The sequence below is a fragment of the Variovorax sp. GW823-FHT04B03 genome, assembly GCF_058796495.1.
Genome location: NZ_JBXAIT010000005.1, coordinates 246544 through 265380, shown reverse-complemented (window position 1 = coordinate 265380; position 18837 = coordinate 246544). Strand labels below are relative to the sequence as shown.

At 69.0% G+C, this 18837-nt stretch carries 20 protein-coding genes; all 20 read left to right on the top strand.

The window, feature by feature from the left end:
* Positions 1-59 precede the first annotated feature (59 nt).
* The 20 genes from AC1RAD_RS22245 to AC1RAD_RS22150 all read left to right on the top strand — a co-directional run bounded on the left by AC1RAD_RS22245 (position 60) and on the right by AC1RAD_RS22150 (position 18837).
* The gene (locus AC1RAD_RS22245; RefSeq protein ID WP_307581966.1) at positions 60-377 is read left to right on the top strand and encodes a c-type cytochrome; all 318 of its coding nucleotides are present in this window, start codon (positions 60-62) and stop codon (positions 375-377) included.
* Between the two features lie 19 nt (positions 378-396).
* Positions 397-1761 (top strand): sulfite dehydrogenase, encoded by a 1365-nt coding sequence (gene soxC / locus AC1RAD_RS22240; protein ID WP_492737227.1) that lies wholly within the window; start codon positions 397-399, stop codon positions 1759-1761.
* The gene (locus tag AC1RAD_RS22235) at positions 1745-2794 is read left to right on the top strand and encodes a c-type cytochrome (RefSeq protein WP_492737225.1); all 1050 of its coding nucleotides are present in this window, start codon (positions 1745-1747) and stop codon (positions 2792-2794) included. The genes soxC and AC1RAD_RS22235 overlap by 17 nt, the downstream gene beginning before the upstream one ends.
* Before the next feature lie 19 nt (positions 2795-2813).
* Positions 2814-3272: a thiosulfate oxidation carrier protein SoxY gene (gene soxY, locus AC1RAD_RS22230; protein WP_492737223.1), complete on the top strand. Its 459-nt coding sequence runs from the start codon at positions 2814-2816 to the stop codon at positions 3270-3272.
* Between the two features lie 46 nt (positions 3273-3318).
* The gene (gene soxZ / locus AC1RAD_RS22225) at positions 3319-3630 is read left to right on the top strand and encodes a thiosulfate oxidation carrier complex protein SoxZ (protein WP_172438442.1); all 312 of its coding nucleotides are present in this window, start codon (positions 3319-3321) and stop codon (positions 3628-3630) included.
* A 67-nt stretch (positions 3631-3697) separates the two neighbouring features.
* Entirely contained in the window at positions 3698-4501 is an 804-nt protein-coding gene (gene soxA, locus AC1RAD_RS22220) for a sulfur oxidation c-type cytochrome SoxA (RefSeq protein WP_095747117.1), read from the top strand.
* A 13-nt stretch (positions 4502-4514) separates the two neighbouring features.
* Entirely contained in the window at positions 4515-5168 is a 654-nt protein-coding gene (gene soxX / locus AC1RAD_RS22215; RefSeq protein WP_095747116.1) for a sulfur oxidation c-type cytochrome SoxX, read from the top strand.
* Between the two features lie 19 nt (positions 5169-5187).
* Complete coding sequence (soxB, locus tag AC1RAD_RS22210) at positions 5188-6912, top strand: thiosulfohydrolase SoxB (protein ID WP_492737221.1); 1725 nt, start codon at positions 5188-5190, stop codon at positions 6910-6912.
* A gap of 42 nt (positions 6913-6954) precedes the next feature.
* Positions 6955-8070, top strand: a complete 1116-nt coding sequence (locus AC1RAD_RS22205) for a YeeE/YedE family protein (protein ID WP_492737219.1) — start codon at positions 6955-6957, stop codon at positions 8068-8070.
* 184 nt (positions 8071-8254) lie between these two features.
* Entirely contained in the window at positions 8255-9250 is a 996-nt protein-coding gene (locus AC1RAD_RS22200; RefSeq protein ID WP_159279562.1) for a DUF3829 domain-containing protein, read from the top strand.
* Positions 9251-9258: 8 nt separating this feature from the next.
* Positions 9259-9606, top strand: coding sequence for a hypothetical protein (locus tag AC1RAD_RS22195; RefSeq protein WP_447747874.1), 348 nt, complete (start codon positions 9259-9261; stop codon positions 9604-9606).
* 187 nt (positions 9607-9793) lie between these two features.
* Positions 9794-10444 carry a hypothetical protein gene (locus tag AC1RAD_RS22190; RefSeq protein WP_492737217.1) on the top strand — a complete coding sequence of 217 codons (651 nt, stop codon included), beginning with the start codon at positions 9794-9796 and terminating at the stop codon, positions 10442-10444.
* A 214-nt stretch (positions 10445-10658) separates the two neighbouring features.
* Positions 10659-10799: a hypothetical protein gene (locus AC1RAD_RS22185; RefSeq protein ID WP_167395072.1), complete on the top strand. Its 141-nt coding sequence runs from the start codon at positions 10659-10661 to the stop codon at positions 10797-10799.
* Positions 10796-10894 (top strand): K(+)-transporting ATPase subunit F, encoded by a 99-nt coding sequence (gene kdpF / locus AC1RAD_RS22180; RefSeq protein WP_056576794.1) that lies wholly within the window; start codon positions 10796-10798, stop codon positions 10892-10894. The genes AC1RAD_RS22185 and kdpF overlap by 4 nt, the downstream gene beginning before the upstream one ends.
* 1 nt (position 10895) lies before the next feature.
* Positions 10896-12695 (top strand): potassium-transporting ATPase subunit KdpA, encoded by a 1800-nt coding sequence (kdpA, locus tag AC1RAD_RS22175; protein ID WP_492737215.1) that lies wholly within the window; start codon positions 10896-10898, stop codon positions 12693-12695.
* 13 nt (positions 12696-12708) lie between these two features.
* Positions 12709-14817, top strand: a complete 2109-nt coding sequence (gene kdpB, locus AC1RAD_RS22170; RefSeq protein ID WP_159274791.1) for a potassium-transporting ATPase subunit KdpB — start codon at positions 12709-12711, stop codon at positions 14815-14817.
* Between the two features lie 13 nt (positions 14818-14830).
* A complete protein-coding gene (kdpC, locus tag AC1RAD_RS22165; RefSeq protein ID WP_492737213.1) occupies positions 14831-15424 on the top strand; it encodes a potassium-transporting ATPase subunit KdpC in 594 nt (197 codons plus the stop codon).
* A 13-nt stretch (positions 15425-15437) separates the two neighbouring features.
* Positions 15438-15794, top strand: a complete 357-nt coding sequence (locus tag AC1RAD_RS22160) for a hypothetical protein (RefSeq protein WP_492737211.1) — start codon at positions 15438-15440, stop codon at positions 15792-15794.
* Positions 15784-15918, top strand: a complete 135-nt coding sequence (locus AC1RAD_RS22155) for a hypothetical protein (RefSeq protein ID WP_301179194.1) — start codon at positions 15784-15786, stop codon at positions 15916-15918. Before AC1RAD_RS22160 ends, AC1RAD_RS22155 begins: the two co-directional genes overlap by 11 nt.
* A gap of 174 nt (positions 15919-16092) precedes the next feature.
* Positions 16093-18837 (top strand): DUF4118 domain-containing protein, encoded by a 2745-nt coding sequence (locus AC1RAD_RS22150; RefSeq protein ID WP_492737209.1) that lies wholly within the window; start codon positions 16093-16095, stop codon positions 18835-18837.

Genomic DNA, 18837 nt, shown 5'->3' with positions numbered 1-18837 from the left:
CGATTTACTTATTTAACGATGAAACCGGCCGCTTCGGGGCGCGTTTCGAGGAGACCGAATTGAAGTTGCTGCTGCCGTCGCTCGCCGTCGCTGTCACCGCCATCCTGCTGTCGACACCGGCCCTTGCCAACAAGGAACTGGCCCAGAAGAACGCCTGCCTCGCCTGCCATGCGGTCGACAAGAAGCTGGTCGGCCCCGCCTACCTCGACGTCGCGAAGAAGTACACCGGCCAGGCCGACGCGCTCGCCGCGCTCACCGCGAGCATCCAGAAGGGCAGCACCGGCAAGTGGGGCGCCGTGCCCATGCCCGCGCAACCCGCGATGAGCGAGGCCGATGCCAAGGCGCTGGCCGCCTGGGTGTTGGGCGGCGCCAAGTAAGGCCCACGGACGCGACGCGATGAGCGGCAGCATCCAGCAGACCGGGCAGGTGCGCAAGGCACCCGAGAACTTTCTCGACGCGCAGGGCGTGCGCGCCGTCTTCGCCGAAGCCGGCAAAGGGCGGCGCGACTTCATCCGCAACGCCTTCGCGGCAGCCGTTGCAGGCACAGCAGCAACGTCGTCCGCGCTCGCGCAATCGCGCTCTGCCGTGGGCGACGGCGACCCCGCCATATTGAACCTGCCCGCGCACAGCACGGGCCTCGGCCAGCCGGTGGTCACCGACGGCTACGGCAAGCCTTCCAAGTACGAAGCCAATGTGCAGCGCCGCCAGAGCCCGGGGCTCACGCCGACCGCGCAGGCCTCGGTGTCGTTCGCGCCGCTGCAGTCGCTGTTCGGCATCGTCACGCCCAGCGGCCTGCACTTCGAGCGGCATCACCAGGGCTGGTGGGACATCGATCCGTCCAAGCACCGGCTGATGGTCAATGGCCTAGTGAAGACGCCGAAGGTCTTCACGCTCGACGAGCTGATGCGCCTGCCCTCGGTGTCGCGCTTTCACTTCATCGAGTGCGGCGCCAACACCGGCATGGAGTGGGGCAACGTCGCCGTGCCGACGGCCCAGTACACGCACGGCATGCTGTCGTGCAGCGAGTTCACCGGCGTGCCGCTGATCACGCTGCTCGAGATGGCGGGCGCCGACCTCAAGGGTGAGCGCTTCGTGCTGGCCGAGGGCGCCGACGGCTCGTCGATGACGCGCACCATTCCCATGAGCCTCATCCGCTCGGGCGAGGTGCTCGTGGCCTACGGCCAGAACGGCGAGATGCTGCGGCCCGAGCAGGGCTACCCGCTGCGGCTCGTGGTGCCCGGCGTGCAGGGCGTGAGCTGGGTCAAGTACCTGCGCCGCATCGAACTCGGCGACCAGCCCTACGGCGCCAAGGACGAGACCGTGCACTACGTCGACCTCATGCCCGACGGCCAGCACCGCCAGTACACCAGCATCCAGGAATGCAAGAGCGTCGTGACCACGCCCTCGGGCGGGCAGATGCTGCTCGACAAGGGCTTCTACAACATCACCGGCCTCGCATGGTCGGGCCGCGGCAAGGTGAAGCGCGTGGACGTGAGCGTGGACGGCGGGCGCAACTGGCGCACCGCGCGGCTCGAATCGCCCGTGCTGTCGAAGTGCCTCACGCGCTTCAACATCGACTGGGTGTGGGACGGCACGCCCGCGATCATCCAGAGCCGCGCGATCGACGACACCGGCTACGTGCAGCCCAGCTACAAGCAGCTGCGCGCGGTGCGCGGCACGCGCTCGATCTATCACAACAACGCCATCCAGTCGTGGCAGGTGCAGGCGAACGGGGAGGTGGCGAATGTCCAGCTTTCCTAAGCGCGCGCTGCTGTTGCTCGTTCTCGCATGCGGTGCAGCCGCATGGGCGCAGCCCAAGACAGCAGGCTATGCCGGCATCGGCCGCGACGCCACGCCCAAGGAAGTGGCCGCGTGGGACATCGACGTGCGTCCCGACTTCAAGGGCCTGCCGCCCGGCTCGGGCTCCGTCACACGCGGGCAGGACCTGTGGGAAGGCAAGTGCGCCTCGTGCCACGGCGTGTTCGGCGAATCGAACCAGGTGTTCAGCCCCATCGTCGGCGGCACCACGGCCGAGGACATCAAGAGCGGCCACGTCGCGCGCCTGAAAGACCCGGCCTTCCCGGGCCGCACCACGCTGATGAAGGTCACGAGCCTGTCGACCGTGTGGGACTACGTGTACCGCGCCATGCCGTGGAACCAGCCCAAGTCGCTGACGCCGGACGATGTGTATGCCGTCACCGCCTACATGCTGAACCTCGGCGGCATCGTGCCCGACAACTTCACGCTGTCCGACAAGAACATCCGCGAGGTGCAGGCCCGCATGCCCAACCGCAACGGCGGCACCACCGCGCACGCGATGTGGCCCGGCAGCGAGTTCGGCCGCGCGACGAAGCCCGACGTGTCGGCCTTGGCCTGCATGCGCGACTGCGTGCCGGCGGCGTCGTCCGTCGCGCAACTGCCGCCGCATGCACGCGGCAGCCACGGCAACCTCGCCGACCAGAACCGGCTGGTGGGTGCGCAGCGCGGCATCGCCACCGCAGCGCCCGCTGCCGCCGCCGTGAAGACCAGCGCACCGGCCGCGGCACCGAAGGTGCCCGTGGCACTGCTCGAGAAGAACAGCTGCACCGCCTGCCACGGCATGACGCAGAAGCTCGTCGGCCCCGCCTTCTCGGACATCGCGAAGAAGTACCCCGGCCAGACCGACCACCTGCTGCAGAAGATCAAGGCAGGCAGCACCGGTGTCTGGGGGGCGATCCCGATGCCGCCGCAGACCCTCGGCGACGATGATGCCAAGGCCATCGCACGCTGGCTCGCCGACAGCGCCGGACCATGATTCGACAGGAGACAACCCCATGAAAAACCGCAGACAGATGCTCACGCAGTCCGCCGCCCTCGCAGGCCTGGCGGCCACCGCCGGCTGGCTTCCCGCCACCGCCCTCGCGTATTCGAAAGACGCCTTCGACGCCAAGAGCGTGGCCGACGCGCTCAAGGCCGTGGGTGTCATCGGCGCGCCCACCGAGAGCAAGGACGTCACCATCACCGGCCCCGACATCGCCGAGAACGGCGCCGTGGTGCCGCTCAGCGTGGCCACCGCCTTGCCCGGCGTGAAGCAGCTCATGCTGCTGGTCGAGAAGAACCCCAACGCCGTGGTCGCGATCTTCAACACCTCGGAGTTCGTCGAGTCGAACTTCACCACGCGCGCCAAGCTGGGCCAGTCGTCCGACGTGTACGCGATCGCGGTCATGAACGACGGCAAGGCGCTCTTCGCCAAGAAGGAAGTCAAGGTCACGCTCGGCGGCTGCGGCGGCTGAGCGACGGGCTTCACACACAGAACACGACGAGAAGAAGGAGACCACCATGGCAGATCCCATGCGCATCCGCGCCCAGGCCGCGGGCGACAAGACGACCGTGCGCATCCTCATGGCGCACGAAATGGAAACCGGCCAGCGCAAGGACGCCGCCGGCAAGACCATCCCCGCCTGGTTCATCCAGGAGGTCACGGCCTCGCTCAACGGCAAGACCGTGCTCACGGCCGACTGGGGCCCGGCGGTGTCGAAGAACCCCTTCATGCAGTTCACGCTGAAGGGCGCGAAGGCCGGCGACAAGATCGCCGTGACCTGGAAGGACAACCGCGGCGACACCCGCACCGACGAAGCCACCGTCAGCTGACGCTTTCTTCGCCCACGCGGGCGCTCGCTCGCGTGTTGTGTTCCCCACGAGAAAAAAAGGCGGCCCCATGAGGACAACCACATGCCTGAGCCTGCTGGTGCTGGCCGGCAGCATCGCACTGCCCGCCGCGGCGCAGAAGACCACGGCCGAAGGCATCGCCGAGTACCGCGCGCTGCTGCAGGACGGCAACCCCGCCGAACTGTTCGAGGCCAAGGGCGAAGACCTCTGGAAACAGAAGCGCGGTCCCAAGGGCGCGTCGATGGAAAAGTGCGACCTCGGCAAGGGACCGGGCGTGGTGAAGGGCGCGTTCGCCGAACTGCCGCGCTACTTTCCCGACACCGGCCGCGTGCAGGACATGGAGTCGCGCCTGCTCACCTGCATGGAAACCTTGCAGGGCTTCGACGCCGCCGCCATCGCCAAGACGCCGTTCGGCCAGGGCGAGCAGAAGAACCTCGAGGGGCTGGTGGCGTGGATCTCGGCCGAATCGAAAGGCCTGCCGCTGAACCTGCCGCAGTCGCATGCGAGCGAGCGCCGCGCCTACGAAGTGGGCAAGCGCCTGTTCTTCCTGCGCGCCGGCCCGCACGACTTTGCCTGCGCCACCTGCCACGGCGCCGACGGCAAGCGCATCCGTTTGCAAGACCTGCCCAACCTCACGAAGAACCCCGGCGCCGGTGAAGGCTTCGGCGCCTGGCCGGCGTACCGCGTGTCGTCGGGCGAGCTGTGGGGCATGCAGCGCCGGCTCAACGACTGCTTCCGCCAGCAGCGCTTTCCGTACCCGGGCTACGCCAGCGACGTGACCGTGGCGCTGGCCGTGTACATGGGCGTCAACGGCAAGGGCGGCAAGACCACCGCGCCCGCCATCAAGCGCTGAAGGAGCCACGCCCATGAAATCAGATCACTTCTTCGGCCTGGCCGCCGTGGCCTGCGCACTCACCGTGTTCGGCTGCGCGTCCGTCGACAGCGCCGCCGAGCTCGACAAGCTCACCGCCGACGCGCTGCAGCGCTCCTTCCGCGACCAGGGCATCGCCAAGGTCGACCGCCTCGTGCAAGACCCGGCCAACCTCGCGTGCAGCGAAGCCGAGGCCAGCGGCAAGCCGCTGGACGAGCAGCGAACCAAGGAGATCGAGGCCGCCAACATGAAGACCGTGCGGTGGCCCTCCGACGGCAAGTTCGTCGGCGACTGGCGCGAGGGCGAGAAGATCGCGCAGAACGGCCGCGGCCTCACCTGGACCGACGCGGCCAACGCCGCCAACGGCGGCAATTGCTACAACTGCCACCAGATGTCGAAGGAAGAAATCTCTTTCGGCACGCTCGGCCCGAGCCTGTACCACTACGGCAAGCTGCGCGGCGTGAGCGACCCGGCCAGCGCCGCGTCCAAGCCCATCGTCGAATACACCTGGGGCAAGCTGTGGAACGCGCGCGCCTACAACGCCTGCTCGAACATGCCGCGCGTCGGCCACTCCGGCATCCTCAACGAGAAGCAGATCCGCGACGTGATGGGCTTGCTGCTCGACCCCCAGTCTCCCGTCAACCGCTGAACGCCCGGCTTCCTTCTTCATGAACCTTTCCAAGCGCGAGTTCGTCCAGATGCTCGGTGCCGGCGCAGTCGCCGGCCTGGGCCTGGGCCGCCACGGCAGCAGCATGGCCGCCGGCCTCGACGGCATGTACACCGTGCCGGCCTTCGGCAACGTGTCGATGCTGCACATGACCGACTGCCACGCGCAGCTCAAGCCGCTGTACTTCCGCGAACCGGGCGTCAACATCGGCGTCGGCCACATGCGCGGCAAGGTGCCGCACCTCGTGGGCGAGCATCTGCTGAAAGCCGCCGGCGTGAAGCCCGGCACGCGCATGGCGCATGCGCTCACGTACCTCGACTTCGACAAGGCCGCGCAGCGCTACGGCAAGGTCGGCGGCTTCGCGCACCTGGCCACGCTGGTCAAGCAGCTCAAGGCCAGCCGCCCCGGCGCGCTGCTGCTCGACGGCGGCGACACCTGGCAGGGCTCGGCCACGTCGCTGTGGACCGACGCGCAGGACATGGTCGACGCCTGCAAGCTGCTCGGTGTCGACGTGATGACCGGCCACTGGGAGTTCACCTACGGCATGGCGCGGGTGCAGCAGATCATCGAGAAAGACTTTGCGGGCAAGGTCGAGTTCGTGGCGCAGAACGTCAAGACCGCCGACTTCGGCGACCCGGTGTTCAAGCCGTACGTGATGCGCGAGATCAACGGCGTGCCCTGCGCCATCGTCGGTCAGGCCTTTCCGTACACGCCCATCGCCAACCCACGCTACATGGTGGCCGACTGGACCTTCGGCATCCAGGACGACAACCTGCAGCGCGTGGTGAACGAGGCGCGCGCCAAGGGCGCGCAGGTGGTGGTGGTGCTGTCGCACAACGGCATGGACGTCGACCTGAAGATGGCCAGCCGCGTCACCGGCATCGACGCCATCCTGGGCGGCCACACGCACGACGGCACGCCCATGCCCACGCTCGTGAGCAACGCGGGCGGCAAGACCATCGTGGTCAACGGCGGCTCCAACGGCAAGTTCCTCGGCGTGATCGACTTCGACGTCAAGGGCAAGAAGGTGAGCGACTTCCGCTACCGCCTGCTGCCCGTGTTCTCCGACCTCATTCCGGCCGACAAGGAGATGGACGCGCTCATCACCCGCGTGCGCGCGCCCTACGAGGCCAAGCTGGCAGAAACCTTGGCCCACACCGACGGCGCGCTGTACCGGCGCGGCAACTTCAACGGCACCGGCGACCAGCTGCTGCTCGACGCGCTCATGGAAGTGCAGGATGCGCCCATCGCCTTCTCGCCCGGCTTCCGCTGGGGCACCTCGCTGCTGCCCGGCCAGGCGATCACGCGCGAGTGGCTGATGGACATGACGGCCACCACGTATTCGTACGCCACCGTCACGCAGATGACCGGCGAGACGCTCAAGACCGTGCTCGAAGACGTCTGCGACAACCTCTTCAACCCCGACCCCTACTACCAGCAGGGCGGCGACATGGTGCGCGTGGGCGGGCTGCAGTACACCTGCGACCCGACCGCCGCCATGGGCCAGCGCATCCAGGACATGCGCCTGGGCGGCAAGCCCATCGATGCCAACCGCAGCTACAAGGTCGCGGGCTGGGCGCCCGTGAGCGAAGAGGCGCGCACCGCCGGCAACAAGCCGGTGTGGGAAGTCATCGAGCCGTGGCTGAAGTCGCGCAAGGTGGTGACCACGCGCCGGCTCGACGAACCCGTGCTGAAGAACATCGCGCCGAACCCCGGCCTGGGCTGAATGGGGCCCCGCACGCGCGGGGTCGCTCCCTAGAATCGGGGCATGTCCATCGCGCAGCTTTCCCTTCTCACCACGCTCGCGCTCGTGGCGGCCTTCGTGCTGTCGGCGGTGTTCGGCGCCGTCGCGCGCGCCACGCGCTTTTGCACCATGGGCGCGATCAGCGACGTGGTGGCGCTGGGCGACTGGACCCGCGTGAAGCAGTGGGCCGCGGCCGGCGGCGTGGCGCTCATCGGCTTCTCGGTGCTCGTGTTCGCGGGGCTCGTCGATGCCGACCGCACGCTCTATGCCTCGCACCAGATCCTCTGGCTCGCCGCGCTGGTCGGCGGCCTGCTGTTCGGTGTCGGCATGGTGCTGTCTTCGGGCTGCGGCAACAAGACGCTGGTGCGTCTGGGCGGGGGTAACCTCAAGGCGCTGGTGGTGCTGGTGCTCATGGGCGTGTCGGCCTTCGCCACGCTGAAGGGCATCACCGCGGTGCTGCGCGTCGCGACCGTCGATGCGGTGCACATCGACCTGGCGATGAATGCGTCGCTGCCCGATGTGCTGGCCGCGTCGTTCCAAATGAACGCGGCCTCGTTGCGTCTCGCGCTCGGCCTGGTGCTCGGCGGTGCGCTGCTGGTGTGGGCCGCGTGGGGCCGCGAGACGCGCGACGTGCGCAGTCTCGTCGGCGGCATGCTGATCGGTGCGCTGGTCGTCGGCGCGTGGTGGCTCAGCGGCCACTGGGCGGTGGTCGAGGAGCATCCGCTCACGCTCGAGCACGTGTTCCTCGCCACCAACTCCGGCCGCGCCGAAGCGTTGAGCTTCGTCACGCCGGTGGCCTACGCGCTCGACTGGCTCATGTTCTACAGCGATGCCAACAAGCGCCTCACGCTGGGCATCGTGTCGGTGGCCGGCGTGGTGGCGGGCGCGGCGCTGCATGCGCTGTGGTCGCGCGAATTCCGCTGGGAAGGCTTCGCCGGCACCGGCGACCTCGCGCACCACGCGACGGGTGCGGTGCTCATGGGCATCGGCGGCGTCACGGCCATGGGCTGCACCATCGGGCAGGGCCTGAGTGCGCTGTCGACGCTGAGCATCGCGAGCCTGCCGGCCATCGCGGGCATCGTCATCGGCGCGGTGGTAAGCCTGAAGTACCAAAGCTGGCAGCTCGAACGCACGCTCTGATTTCCAGCGCCGTGCGTTGAAGCGAATCCTCACAATTTAGTTCGGCGCGCGAGGCGTTTTTCGCGCGTTCGCGACGATCGGACGCGGTGGTGCTGGCTATCATTTTCCGCACCTGTTGCCGCTGCGAACGATGGCCTTCATCGACGGGCGCGGCACCGAACAACCACAACCGAGGGAGAGCGCCATGACTGCGCACAACAACCGATCGGCGCGCACGCGCCTGTTTGCCTTGAGCCTTTGTGTCTGCGCCGTGCTCGCGGCCTGCAAGGAAGACAACAAGCCGACGCCGGCGGCGGCCTCGCCATCGCCGTCCGCATCGGGCAAGACCCAGCCCGCCAAGGACCCGGCCCGCGTGCAGGCCGCGGCCCGCACCACCTACAGCCAGGGCTACAACCGGCTCATCGACGACAACCGCAGCGTGGGTGCCAAGTACAAGAGCTACGTGCAGATGAACGTGAACGGCAAGTCGCCGAGCGGGAACTCGTTCTATGGCAGCCCTTCCGATGTGCAGTCCATCGTGGACGACCTGAAGAAGGCGCGCGCCGACGGTTCGGGCGACGCGGCGCTCGACGCGGCCGTCGACGGCGTGGTGGCCACGGGCGAGAAGCTCGTCGCCGTCTGGACGCCGATGGACCCGTACTACCGGTCCAAGAGCTTTCTCGAAGACAAGTGGGTCAAGGGCCGCGCGGCCGACGCCGACATGAACGCCGCCTTCAAGGGCCTGCTGGCCAGCATCGACACGCTGGGCGGCGAGCTGGACCGCGTGCAGGAGGCGTCGCGCACCGAACGCATGGCCAAGCTCAAGGCCGAGGGCGACATGCTCAACTACCACACGCTCGCCTCGATGGCGGTGGCCAAGAAGTTCGTCAACGGCCTCGACCAGATCGACGGCCTGAAGAACAAGGACGCCGTCGCCAAGGTCGATGCGGCGGCCAGCGAATTGCAGGCCTCGCTGGAAGAACTCTCCAAGGCGCTCGAAGAAGCCAAGGCCGCAGCCAAGGCCAAGGGGGAAGCAGGCAAGGCGCCCAACTACAACTACGAGTCGCTGCACGGCAGCCTGCTGAACATGATCGGCCAATGGCGCACGTTCAAGGACAGCAAGTTCCCGTCGACGTACAAGAACATCGTGAGCTACTACAACTCCGCCGTGGGTTCGTACAACCGCGGCTTCGGCCGCTGACCCGGGCCATGGGCACCGCGCGGGTTCTTTCGCGCGGCAGCGTCGCGGCCCTTGGGGTCGCGGCGCTTCTCGTTGCGACGGGGTTGGCGGGATGCGGCAGCGCCCGCGAGACGCAGCAGATTCCCGTCACCGCGTTCCGCAACTACGGCGCGTCGCCGCTGCAGCACACCTTCTACATCGGCTCCGACGCGCGCTTCCACCGCTTCCAATGGTCCAACGGCAAGCAGGGCGGCACCTGGCTGATCGCGCGGGCCGAGATGGACATCGTCAACGAAAAATCAGCCGACGACCCGCGCGCCGCCCGCGCCGGCTACTTCCTGAGCCGGCGTGACGACGGGCGGTGGATGGCGCACTGAGCCTGTCGCTCGCCCGAATCAGCGCTCCACGTCCATGACCACCGGGTCGTAGAAGTCATAGGCAGGACCTCCGTCCGGGGTGTAGCGGAACTGAACCTGTGCGCTGTAGTGTCCGGGCGGCAGACATGCACCCGACCCGATCGGCAGATAGCATGCGCGTTCATCCCCCAACCAACTTCGCCCCCGCATGACCCTCTCGACGAGAAACCTGAAGGCGCTTCCAGACATTCCGACGTTGAAGCGACTGACCCAGTCTCTTGCAATGCTCGACGCCATGCTCTCGCCGGAGTGGGAGTACCGGTACTACGCGTTCAACGCCGCGTGGTCGGATGAGGCGGCGATGGCATCGATGCGCAATGGTTCGGGCGATCATTGGTTTGCCATCTTCTGCCAGGCCGGCGTCGCGCTTCACGGGCTTGCGCACGAGGCTCCGGCATTCCGGCCGGGGACGCCATGGCCCGGAATCTTCGAACGGCTGCCGGCGGAGTTCCGCGCCAACCTGCTGGAAGAGCCGGCGTTCACGACCAGCGACAGCACCTTCTGTCTCTGGCGCCTGAGCCATGAAGAACGCTGGACTTGCGGACCGGTCGAGCTTCCGCCGGGTGAAGATCCGGATGGCTCCGCCGAGCTGCTTGCCGTCCTCGCCGGCTGGCCCGAGCAGTACGTCGAATTCGCGGCTGACTACTACGAACGCGACCTCGACCTGGGCGATGTCGAGGCGATCTATCGGCACCAACCGCTCAGCGACGCGCTCGTCCGGCGATTCAATCCCGACCTCGACATGGCGTCGCTCGGAAATGACATCGCCGAGATCGGGTATCCCTGGCAGGTGGACTGACAGGGCAGTTCCATCGGCAACAGCTTCGGCTGTTTGAATGGGCCCGGCTCCCTTGCTGGAGCTCGCCGAGACATTCGACGCGACGCACCAGGCGGGCCTCACCCTCTGCGTTGCCCGCGTTTTTACGCTTTCTTTACGGCCCCCCACCCACTCTTTCCCCCGGTTTTACGCACGCCTGCCGAGACTCCTTTCATCTTGTTTGCAGGAGTGATGAATGGACATCGTCTGGATGGGCGCCTTGCTGGCGCTGTGGGTCGTGGTGGCGGCCATGGTCGTCGGGCTGAACCGGCTCGAAGGGCCGCAAAAGCCGCACGCGGGCGTTGATGCAACGCGCACGCCGGGGGATGCATCGTGATCGGCCTCGAAGTCCTGTACGGCTTCGGCGCGCTGGTCGCCGTGGTCCTGTTCGCGTACCTGGTGTTCGCGCTGATCTGCGCCGAGGAGTTCTGACATGGAAACCTCGGCCTGGGTCTTGCTGGCCCTTTTTCTCGGCGCGCTGCTGGTGCTGGCCTGGCCGCTGGGCAAGCTGCTGGCCGCGCTGTGCGCCGAGCGCGTGCCGCGCTGGATGCAGCGCATCGAAGCGCCGCTGTACCGGCTCGCGGGCACGCAGCCCGAGCAGTCGATGCACTGGCTGCGCTATGCGCTGGCGCTGCTCGCGTTCAACGCCATCGGCGCGATCTTTCTCTATGCCCTGCAGCGCCTGCAGGGCGGGCTGCCGTTCAACCCGGCCGGCATGGGCGCGGTGTCGCCCGACTCGGCCTTCAACACCGCGGTGAGCTTCGTCGCCAACACCAACTGGCAGGGCTACGGCGGCGAGTCGACCATGAGCTATCTCACGCAGATGCTCGGCCTGGCGGTACAGAACTTCCTGTCCGCCGCCACCGGCATCGCGGTCGCCTTCGCCTTGGTGCGCGGCTTCGCGCGCCGTGGTGACGGCAAGGGCCTGGTCGGCAACTTCTGGGCCGACGTGACGCGCGTCACGCTGTGGGTGCTGCTGCCGATCTCGTTCGTGCTCGCGCTGTGCCTCGCAGGGCAGGGCGTGATCCAGAACTTCGACGCCTACAAGAGCGTGCAGACGGTTGAAGCCACGGCCTTCCAGCAGCCGAAGAACGGCCCCGACGGCCAGCCGCTGAAGGACGACAAGGGCGCGCCCGTGATGGAAGACGCCACCACCCAGACGCAGACGCTGGCCATGGGCCCGGTCGCTTCGCAGGAAGCGATCAAGATGCTCGGCACCAACGGCGGTGGCTTCTTCAACGCCAACTCGGCGCATCCCTACGAGAACCCGACGGCGTTCAGCAACCTGCTGGAGATGCTGGCGATCTTCCTGATTCCGGCGGCGCTGTGCTTCGCCTTCGGCCGCGTGGTCGGCGACCTGCGCCAGGGCTGGGCCGTGCTCGCGGCGATGACGGTGCTGTTCGTGGTGGCGGTGCTGGCCGTCACACCGGCCGAGCAGGCCGGCAACCCGCTGCTGGGCCCGCTGGGCGTGGACCAGGTGGCGAGCGCGCTGCAAAGCGGCGGCAACATGGAAGGCAAGGAAGTGCGCTTCGGCATCGACGCCTCGGCCCTCTTCGCCGCCGTGACCACCGCCGCCTCGTGCGGCGCGGTGAACGCCATGCACGACTCGCTCACCCCCATCGGCGGCATGGTCCCCATGGTGCTGATGCAGCTGGGCGAGGTCGTCTTCGGCGGCGTGGGCAGCGGCCTGTACGGCATGCTGGTGTTCGCCATGCTCGCGGTGTTCATCGCGGGCCTGATGATCGGGCGCACGCCCGAGTACCTCGGCAAGAAGATCGAGGTGCGCGAGATGAAGCTGATCTCCATCGCCATCCTGGTCACGCCGGTCCTGGTGCTGGCGGGCACGGCGCTGGCGGTGAGCGCGGGTGCGGGCAAGGTCGGCATCGCCAACCCCGGCGCGCACGGCTTCTCCGAGGTGCTGTATGCGCTGACCTCGGCCGCCAACAACAACGGCAGCGCCTTCGCGGGCCTGTCGGCCAACACCCCGTTCTACAACGGCCTGCTCGGCCTGGCGATGTGGCTCGGGCGCTTCGCGATGATCGTGCCGGTGCTCGCCATTGCCGGCGCGCTGGCCGCCAAGAAACGCCTGCCCGTCACCAGCGGCACGCTGCCCACGCACGGCCCGCTGTTCGTCTTCCTGCTGATCGGCACCGTGCTGCTGGTCGGCCTGCTCAACTACGTGCCGGCACTGGCCCTCGGGCCGATCGTCGAACACCTCGTGCTCTGGAAATAAGAAGGAGCGCACCATGACTGCCAAAACCAAAACTTCCCTCTCGCTGTTCGACGCAGCGCTGGTCAAGCCCGCGCTGTGGGGCGCCTTCGCCAAGCTGAACCCGCGCACCCAGTGGCGCAACCCGGTGATGTTCATCGTCTACATCGGGAGCATCCTCACGACGCTGCTGTGGGTGCATGCGCTGAGCTTTCCGGGCGACACCGGCATGCAGCCTGCCTTCGTGCTGGCCGTGACCATCTGGCTGTGGTTCACCGTGCTGTTCGCCAACTTCGCCGAGGCGCTGGCCGAAGGCCGCAGCAAGGCGCAGGCGGCCTCGCTGCGCGGCCTGCGCAAGGACACCTGGGCCAAGAAGCTGAAGGACCAGCAGCAGCCGCACCACGGCGCGCCGTGGCTGCCCGAGCAGGCGCCCAACCTGCGCAAGGGCGACGTCGTGCTGGTCGAAGCCGGCGACGTGATCCCGCTCGACGGCGAGGTCATCGAAGGCGTGGCCTCGGTCGACGAGAGCGCCATCACCGGCGAATCGGCGCCCGTGGTGCGCGAATCGGGCGGCGACTTCTCGGCCGTCACCGGCGGCACCCGCGTGCTGTCCGACTGGCTGGTGGTGCGCATCTCGGTGAACCCCGGCGAGTCGTTCCTGGACCGCATGATCGGCATGGTCGAAGCGGCCAAGCGCCACAAGACGCCGAACGAGATCGCGCTGACCATCCTGCTGGTCGCACTGACGATCGTGTTCCTCATGGTCACCGTCACGCTGCTGCCGTTCTCGGTGTTCAGCGTCGAGGCCGCGGGCGCGGGCACCGTGGTGTCGCTCACCGCGCTGGTCGCGCTGCTCGTGTGCCTGATCCCGACCACCATCGGCGGACTGCTCTCGGCCGTGGGCGTGGCCGGCATGAGCCGCATGATGCAGGCCAACGTGATCGCCACCTCGGGCCGCGCGGTGGAAGCCGCCGGCGACGTCGACGTGCTGCTGCTCGACAAGACCGGCACCATCACGCACGGCAACCGCCAGGCCAGTGCCTTCCTGCCCGCACCCGGCGTGCCCAAGGGCCGCCTCGCGCGCGCCGCGATGCTCGCCTCGCTGGCCGACGAAACGCCCGAGGGCCGCAGCATCGTCGAGCTGGCGCGCCGCGACGGCCTCGAAGCGGCGTCGGTCGAAGGCGCGCGGTTCGTGCCCTTCACCGCGCAGACCCGCATGAGCGGCGTCGACCTGCCGGCCGCGCCGAACAGCCTGGACGTCGACGCCATCGTGCTGCGCAAGGGCGCGGTCGACGCAGTGCGCCGCCATGTCGAATCGCTGGGTGGCAGCGTGCCGGCCGAGATGCTGCGCGCCGCCGAAGAAACGGCACGCCGCGGCAGCACGCCGCTGGCCGTGGCCGAAGGCAACCGCGTGCTCGGCGTGGTCGAGCTCAAGGACATCGTCAAGACCGGCATCCGCGACCGCTTTGCCGAGCTGCGCCGCATGGGCATCAAGACCGTGATGATCACGGGCGACAACAAGCTCACGGCCGCCGCCATTGCGGCCGAGGCCGGCGTGGACGATTTCCTGGCCGAGGCCACGCCCGAGGACAAGCTCGCGCTGATCCGCAAGTACCAGGCCGAAGGCCGGCTGGTCGCGATGACCGGCGACGGCACCAACGACGCCCCCGCGCTCGCGCAGGCCGACGTGGCCGTGGCCATGGGCAGCGGCACGCAGGCCGCGAAGGAGGCCGGCAACATGGTCGACCTCGACTCCAACCCGACCAAGCTGCTCGAGGTGGTGGAGACCGGCAAGGCGCTCTTGATGACGCGCGGCTCGCTCACCACCTTCTCGATCGCGAACGACGTGGCGAAGTACTTCGCGATCATTCCGGCGATCTTCGTGTCGACCTACCCGCAGTTGGGCGCGCTCAACGTGATGCGCCTGGCCAGCCCGTCGTCGGCCATCCTGTCGGCGGTGATCTTCAACGCGCTCGTCATCGTGTTCCTGATTCCGCTGGCGCTCAAGGGCGTGCGCTACCGGCCGGTGGGCGCCGCCGCGCTGCTGCGTCGCAATCTCGCCATCTACGGCCTGGGCGGGTTGCTCGTTCCCTTCATCGGCATCAAGCTGATCGACTGGCTGCTGGTTGCAGTCCATCTGGTCTGAGGAGTTCTTCATCATGAAAAACAACAACGGCAGCATCGTCCGCCCCGCACTCGTGCTCTTCGCACTGCTGAGCGCATTCACCGGCCTGCTCTATCCGGCGGTCGTCACCGGCGCCGCGCAGGCGATGTTCCCCGCGCAGGCGGCGGGCAGCCTGGTGATGCGCGACGGCAAGCCCGTGGGCTCCGCGCTCATCGGCCAGAACTTCAGTGACCCGAAGCACTTCTGGGGCCGCCCGTCGGCCACCGCGCCGCAGCCGTACAACGCGAGCGCCTCGGGTGGTTCCAACCAGGGCCCGCTGAACCCCGCACTGGCCGACGCCGTGAAGGCACGCGTCGAAGCGCTGCGCGCGGCCGATCCGGGCAACACCGCGCCGGTGCCGGTGGACCTCGTCACGGCCTCGGCCAGCGGGCTCGACCCCGACATCAGCCCCGCCGCCGCGCACTACCAGGCCGCCCGCGTGGCGCGCGAACGCGGCGTGCCGATCGATCAGGTGAACGCGTTGATCGCGAAGAACACCCAGTCGCCGCTGTGGGGCGTGCTGGGCGAATCGCGCGTCAACGTGCTGGCGCTGAACCTGGCGCTCGATGCTTCTTCGACGGTGCGTTGAGGAGAAAACAACCATGGCCTATGCCGCCTACCGTGAACATTCTGTCGCCGTCGTGCGAAGTCCGATCGCGCCGCGCACGACGCAGTTCCATGTGCTCGACGTCACCGTCTGCTGCGCCGACGCGCTGCGCGTGCGCCGCAGCATCGCTGCCTGCGCCGAGGCCGGCGTGGTGCGCTGCGAGCCGCTGCTGCATGCCTGCAGCTCGCAGGAAAGCGATGCGCCCTGCGTGCGCCTGATGATCCGTTTCCCGACCGCGCGCTATGCCGAGGTGCTGCACCGGCTCATCGAATGCGTGCCTTCGGGTGAGATCGGTCGGCTCATGAGCTGGCGCGATCACCTCGCGCGCTGCGGCCTGCGCCATGGTCACTGACCTGCTGCACGTGCTGCTGGCCATGGCGGCGCTGTTCGTGCCGCTGGGCTTTGCCTGGTGGGTGCTGTCACGCACCGCGCGCCGACATGAACGGCGGCGCAAGAACGGGCCGCCGATGCGATAACCTTGAGAAGGTGTGAACGAACCCGCCATGCCCGCTCATCCCGCACAGACACGCGCCCTCGGCGTTGCAAATGCTCGCCGTAGCCCAAGCTACGGCTGCGCTTTGCGCCTTGATGGCGCGCGCCTGCGCGTGCTGCTCGGACACGGCGGATTCATTCACACCTTCTGAGCCCCCATGCCCGAGACCCGCCCCGACCCCGACGCCCTGCTCGCGCAACTGCGCAGCGACGAGGCGCGCGCGCTGCGCGGCAAGCTGCGCATCTACTTCGGTGCCAGTGCCGGTGTCGGCAAGACCTGGGCCATGCTCAGCGCCGCCCGGCGCGAGCGCGAGGCCGGGCGCGACGTGCTCATCGGCGTGGTCGAAACGCACGGCCGCAGCGAGACCGCCGCGCTGCTCGCGGGGCTCGACACGCTGCCGCTGCGCGAGGTGCCTTACCGCGGCCGCACGCTCGCCGAGTTCGATCTCGACGCCGCACTGGCGCGCAAGCCCGCGGTGCTGCTGGTCGACGAACTCGCCCACACGAACGCGCCCGGCTCGCGCCACGCCAAGCGCTGGCAGGACGTGCAGGAGCTGCTGGCCGCCGGCATCGAGGTGTGGTCGGCACTCAACGTGCAGCACCTGGAAAGCCTCAACGGCACCGTGGGCGCCATCACCGGCGTGCGCGTGCACGAGACCGTGCCCGACACCGTGCTCGACGAGGCCGACGAGGTGGTGCTGGTCGACGTCACGCCCGACGAACTCACGGCGCGGCTCGCGGCCGGCAAGGTCTACCTGCCGCAACAGGCCGAGCGCGCCGCACAGAATTTCTTCCGCAAGGGCAACCTGATCGCGCTGCGCGAGATCGCCCTGCGCCGCACCGCCGAGCACGTGGAAGACGACGTGCGCGGCTGGCGCGTCGAGCAGTCGGGCCCCGGCGGCAACGGGCAGGGCGGCGCGGCGCTGCAGGCCTGGAACACCTCGGGCGCGATCCTGGCCTGCGTCGGCCCGCACGAGGGCGCGGCGCAGACCGTGCGCACCGCCGCGCGGCTCGCGGGCCAGCTCAACGTGCGCTGGCATGCCGCGTACGTCGAGACGCCACGGCTGCAGCGCCTCGATGCCGCTCAGCGCGATCGCATCCTCGCCGTGCTCAAGTTGGCGGAAGAACTGGGCGCGGCCACGGCCGTGCTCACCGGCGCCGACGTGGCGGAGCAACTGTCCGAGCAGGCGCGGCGCCTCAACTGCGCGACGCTGGTCATCGGGCGCGCGGAGCCCGTGCGCGGCTGGCGGCGCTGGTGGGGCGCGTCGGCCGTGCCGCTGGCGCGCGCGCTGGCGCAGCGGGCGCCGGCGCTCGACATCCTTGAAGTGGGCCGCGCCGACAGCGCGCGCCGCCTGTCGCAGGCAACGCTGGTTGCCACGCAGGCCGACGACGACGATGAGCGCGCGCAGTCGCGCTGGCCCGGCTACGCCTGGGCCGCGGCCACCAGCATCGCGCTCACGCTGCTGTGCACCCCGCTGACGGGCGTGCTGGAGCTGTCCAATATCGTCATGCTGTTTTTGCTCGGCGTGGTGGGCGTGGCGATGCGTTTCGGGCGCGGGCCTTCGGCGCTTGCGGCCATGCTCAACGTGGCGGCCTTCGACTACTTCTTCGTCGCGCCGCGCCTGTCCTTCGCGGTCAGCGACGTGCAGTACCTGCTGACCTTCGCCGTGATGCTCGGCGTCGGCCTGCTGGTGGGGCAGCTCACGGCCGGGCTGCGCTTCGCGGCCGGCGTGTCGACCAGCCGCGAGCGCCGCGCGCGCTCGCTGTTCGAGCTCACGCGCGAACTCTCGGCCGCACTCGAAAGCACCCAGGTCGTCGCGCTCGGCGCCGCCGCCGTGCAGGCCCACTTCGGCGGCCATGCGCGCGTGCTGGTCACCGACGCGGCCGACCAGCTCGTGCCCCCCGCCGACCCGCCGCCCGGCTTCGACGCACAGGTGGCCGACTGGGCCTTCCGCCACGGCCAGCCTGCCGGCCTGGCCACCGCCACGCTCGCCGCGCAGCCCTGGCACTACGTGCCGCTGCGCGCGCCCATGCGCGTGCGCGGCGTGCTCGCGCTGTGCCCGGCCCGCCCGCGCTGGCTGCTCATTCCCGAGCAGGCGCAGCAGCTGGACACGCTCGCGCGCCAGATCGCCATCGCGCTGGAGCGCGTGCACTACGTCGAGGTCGCGCAGCGCGCCGTGGTGGAGATGGAATCGGAGCGCCTGCGCAACGCGCTGCTCGGTGCCATCTCGCACGACGTGCGCACGCCGCTCACCGCGCTCATCGCGCTGGCCGAATCGCTGCAGACCCTGCCGCCCGAAGAGCACGGCGAGGCCGCGCGCGCCATCGTCGCGCAGGCGCACGCGCTGCATGCGCTGGTCAGCAACCTGCTCGACATGGCGCGCCTTGAAAGCGGCGTGGCCGGCGGCGCGGTCAACCTGCGGCGCGACTGGCAGTCGGTCGAAGAAGTGGTGGGCGCCGCCATCCGCGCCGCGCGCCCCGCGCTGCGCGGCATGACCGTGCAGACCGCCTGGGACCCCGAGCTGCCGCTGGTCGAGTTCGACGCCGTGCTGATCGAGCGCGTGCTCGTCAACCTGCTGGAGAACGCCGCCAAGTACGGCGCTGCGCCCATCGAGGTCGGCGCGCGCGCCGAGCCTGGCACGCTGGTGCTCACCGTGCGCGACCACGGCCCCGGCCTGCCCGCCGCGCTGCACGGCCGCGAGCAGACCCTGTTCGACAAGTTCACGCGCGGCGAGGCCGAATCCGCCACGCCCGGTGTTGGCCTCGGCCTGGCCATCTGCCGCGCCGTGGTGAGCGCGCACGGCGGCGAGATCAGTGCGGCGAATGCGCGCGACGGCGGTGCAGAATTCACCGTCACCTTGCCGCGCCGCGAGCCACCCGAACCCGCTGAAGCCCAGCTCTGA

Bases quoted from the DNA above. Each gene is read 5' to 3' on its own strand.
- AC1RAD_RS22195 (WP_447747874.1), top strand. From the start codon at position 9,259: ATGGGCACCGCGCGGGTTCTTTCGCGCGGCAGCGTCGCGGCCCTTGGG.
- soxA (WP_095747117.1), top strand. From the start codon at position 3,698: ATGAGGACAACCACATGCCTGAGCCTGCTGGTGCTGGCCGGCAGCATC.
- AC1RAD_RS22185 (WP_167395072.1), top strand. From the start codon at position 10,659: ATGGACATCGTCTGGATGGGCGCCTTGCTGGCGCTGTGGGTCGTGGTG.
- AC1RAD_RS22155 (WP_301179194.1), top strand. From the start codon at position 15,784: ATGGTCACTGACCTGCTGCACGTGCTGCTGGCCATGGCGGCGCTGTTC.
- AC1RAD_RS22205 (WP_492737219.1), top strand. From the start codon at position 6,955: ATGTCCATCGCGCAGCTTTCCCTTCTCACCACGCTCGCGCTCGTGGCG.
- soxC (WP_492737227.1), top strand. From the start codon at position 397: ATGAGCGGCAGCATCCAGCAGACCGGGCAGGTGCGCAAGGCACCCGAG.
- soxZ (WP_172438442.1), top strand. From the start codon at position 3,319: ATGGCAGATCCCATGCGCATCCGCGCCCAGGCCGCGGGCGACAAGACG.
- kdpC (WP_492737213.1), top strand. From the start codon at position 14,831: ATGAAAAACAACAACGGCAGCATCGTCCGCCCCGCACTCGTGCTCTTC.
- soxY (WP_492737223.1), top strand. From the start codon at position 2,814: ATGAAAAACCGCAGACAGATGCTCACGCAGTCCGCCGCCCTCGCAGGC.
- kdpA (WP_492737215.1), top strand. From the start codon at position 10,896: ATGGAAACCTCGGCCTGGGTCTTGCTGGCCCTTTTTCTCGGCGCGCTG.
- soxX (WP_095747116.1), top strand. From the start codon at position 4,515: ATGAAATCAGATCACTTCTTCGGCCTGGCCGCCGTGGCCTGCGCACTC.
- AC1RAD_RS22235 (WP_492737225.1), top strand. From the start codon at position 1,745: ATGTCCAGCTTTCCTAAGCGCGCGCTGCTGTTGCTCGTTCTCGCATGC.
- AC1RAD_RS22160 (WP_492737211.1), top strand. From the start codon at position 15,438: ATGGCCTATGCCGCCTACCGTGAACATTCTGTCGCCGTCGTGCGAAGT.
- AC1RAD_RS22150 (WP_492737209.1), top strand. From the start codon at position 16,093: ATGCCCGAGACCCGCCCCGACCCCGACGCCCTGCTCGCGCAACTGCGC.
- AC1RAD_RS22200 (WP_159279562.1), top strand. From the start codon at position 8,255: ATGACTGCGCACAACAACCGATCGGCGCGCACGCGCCTGTTTGCCTTG.
- kdpB (WP_159274791.1), top strand. From the start codon at position 12,709: ATGACTGCCAAAACCAAAACTTCCCTCTCGCTGTTCGACGCAGCGCTG.
- AC1RAD_RS22190 (WP_492737217.1), top strand. From the start codon at position 9,794: ATGACCCTCTCGACGAGAAACCTGAAGGCGCTTCCAGACATTCCGACG.
- soxB (WP_492737221.1), top strand. From the start codon at position 5,188: ATGAACCTTTCCAAGCGCGAGTTCGTCCAGATGCTCGGTGCCGGCGCA.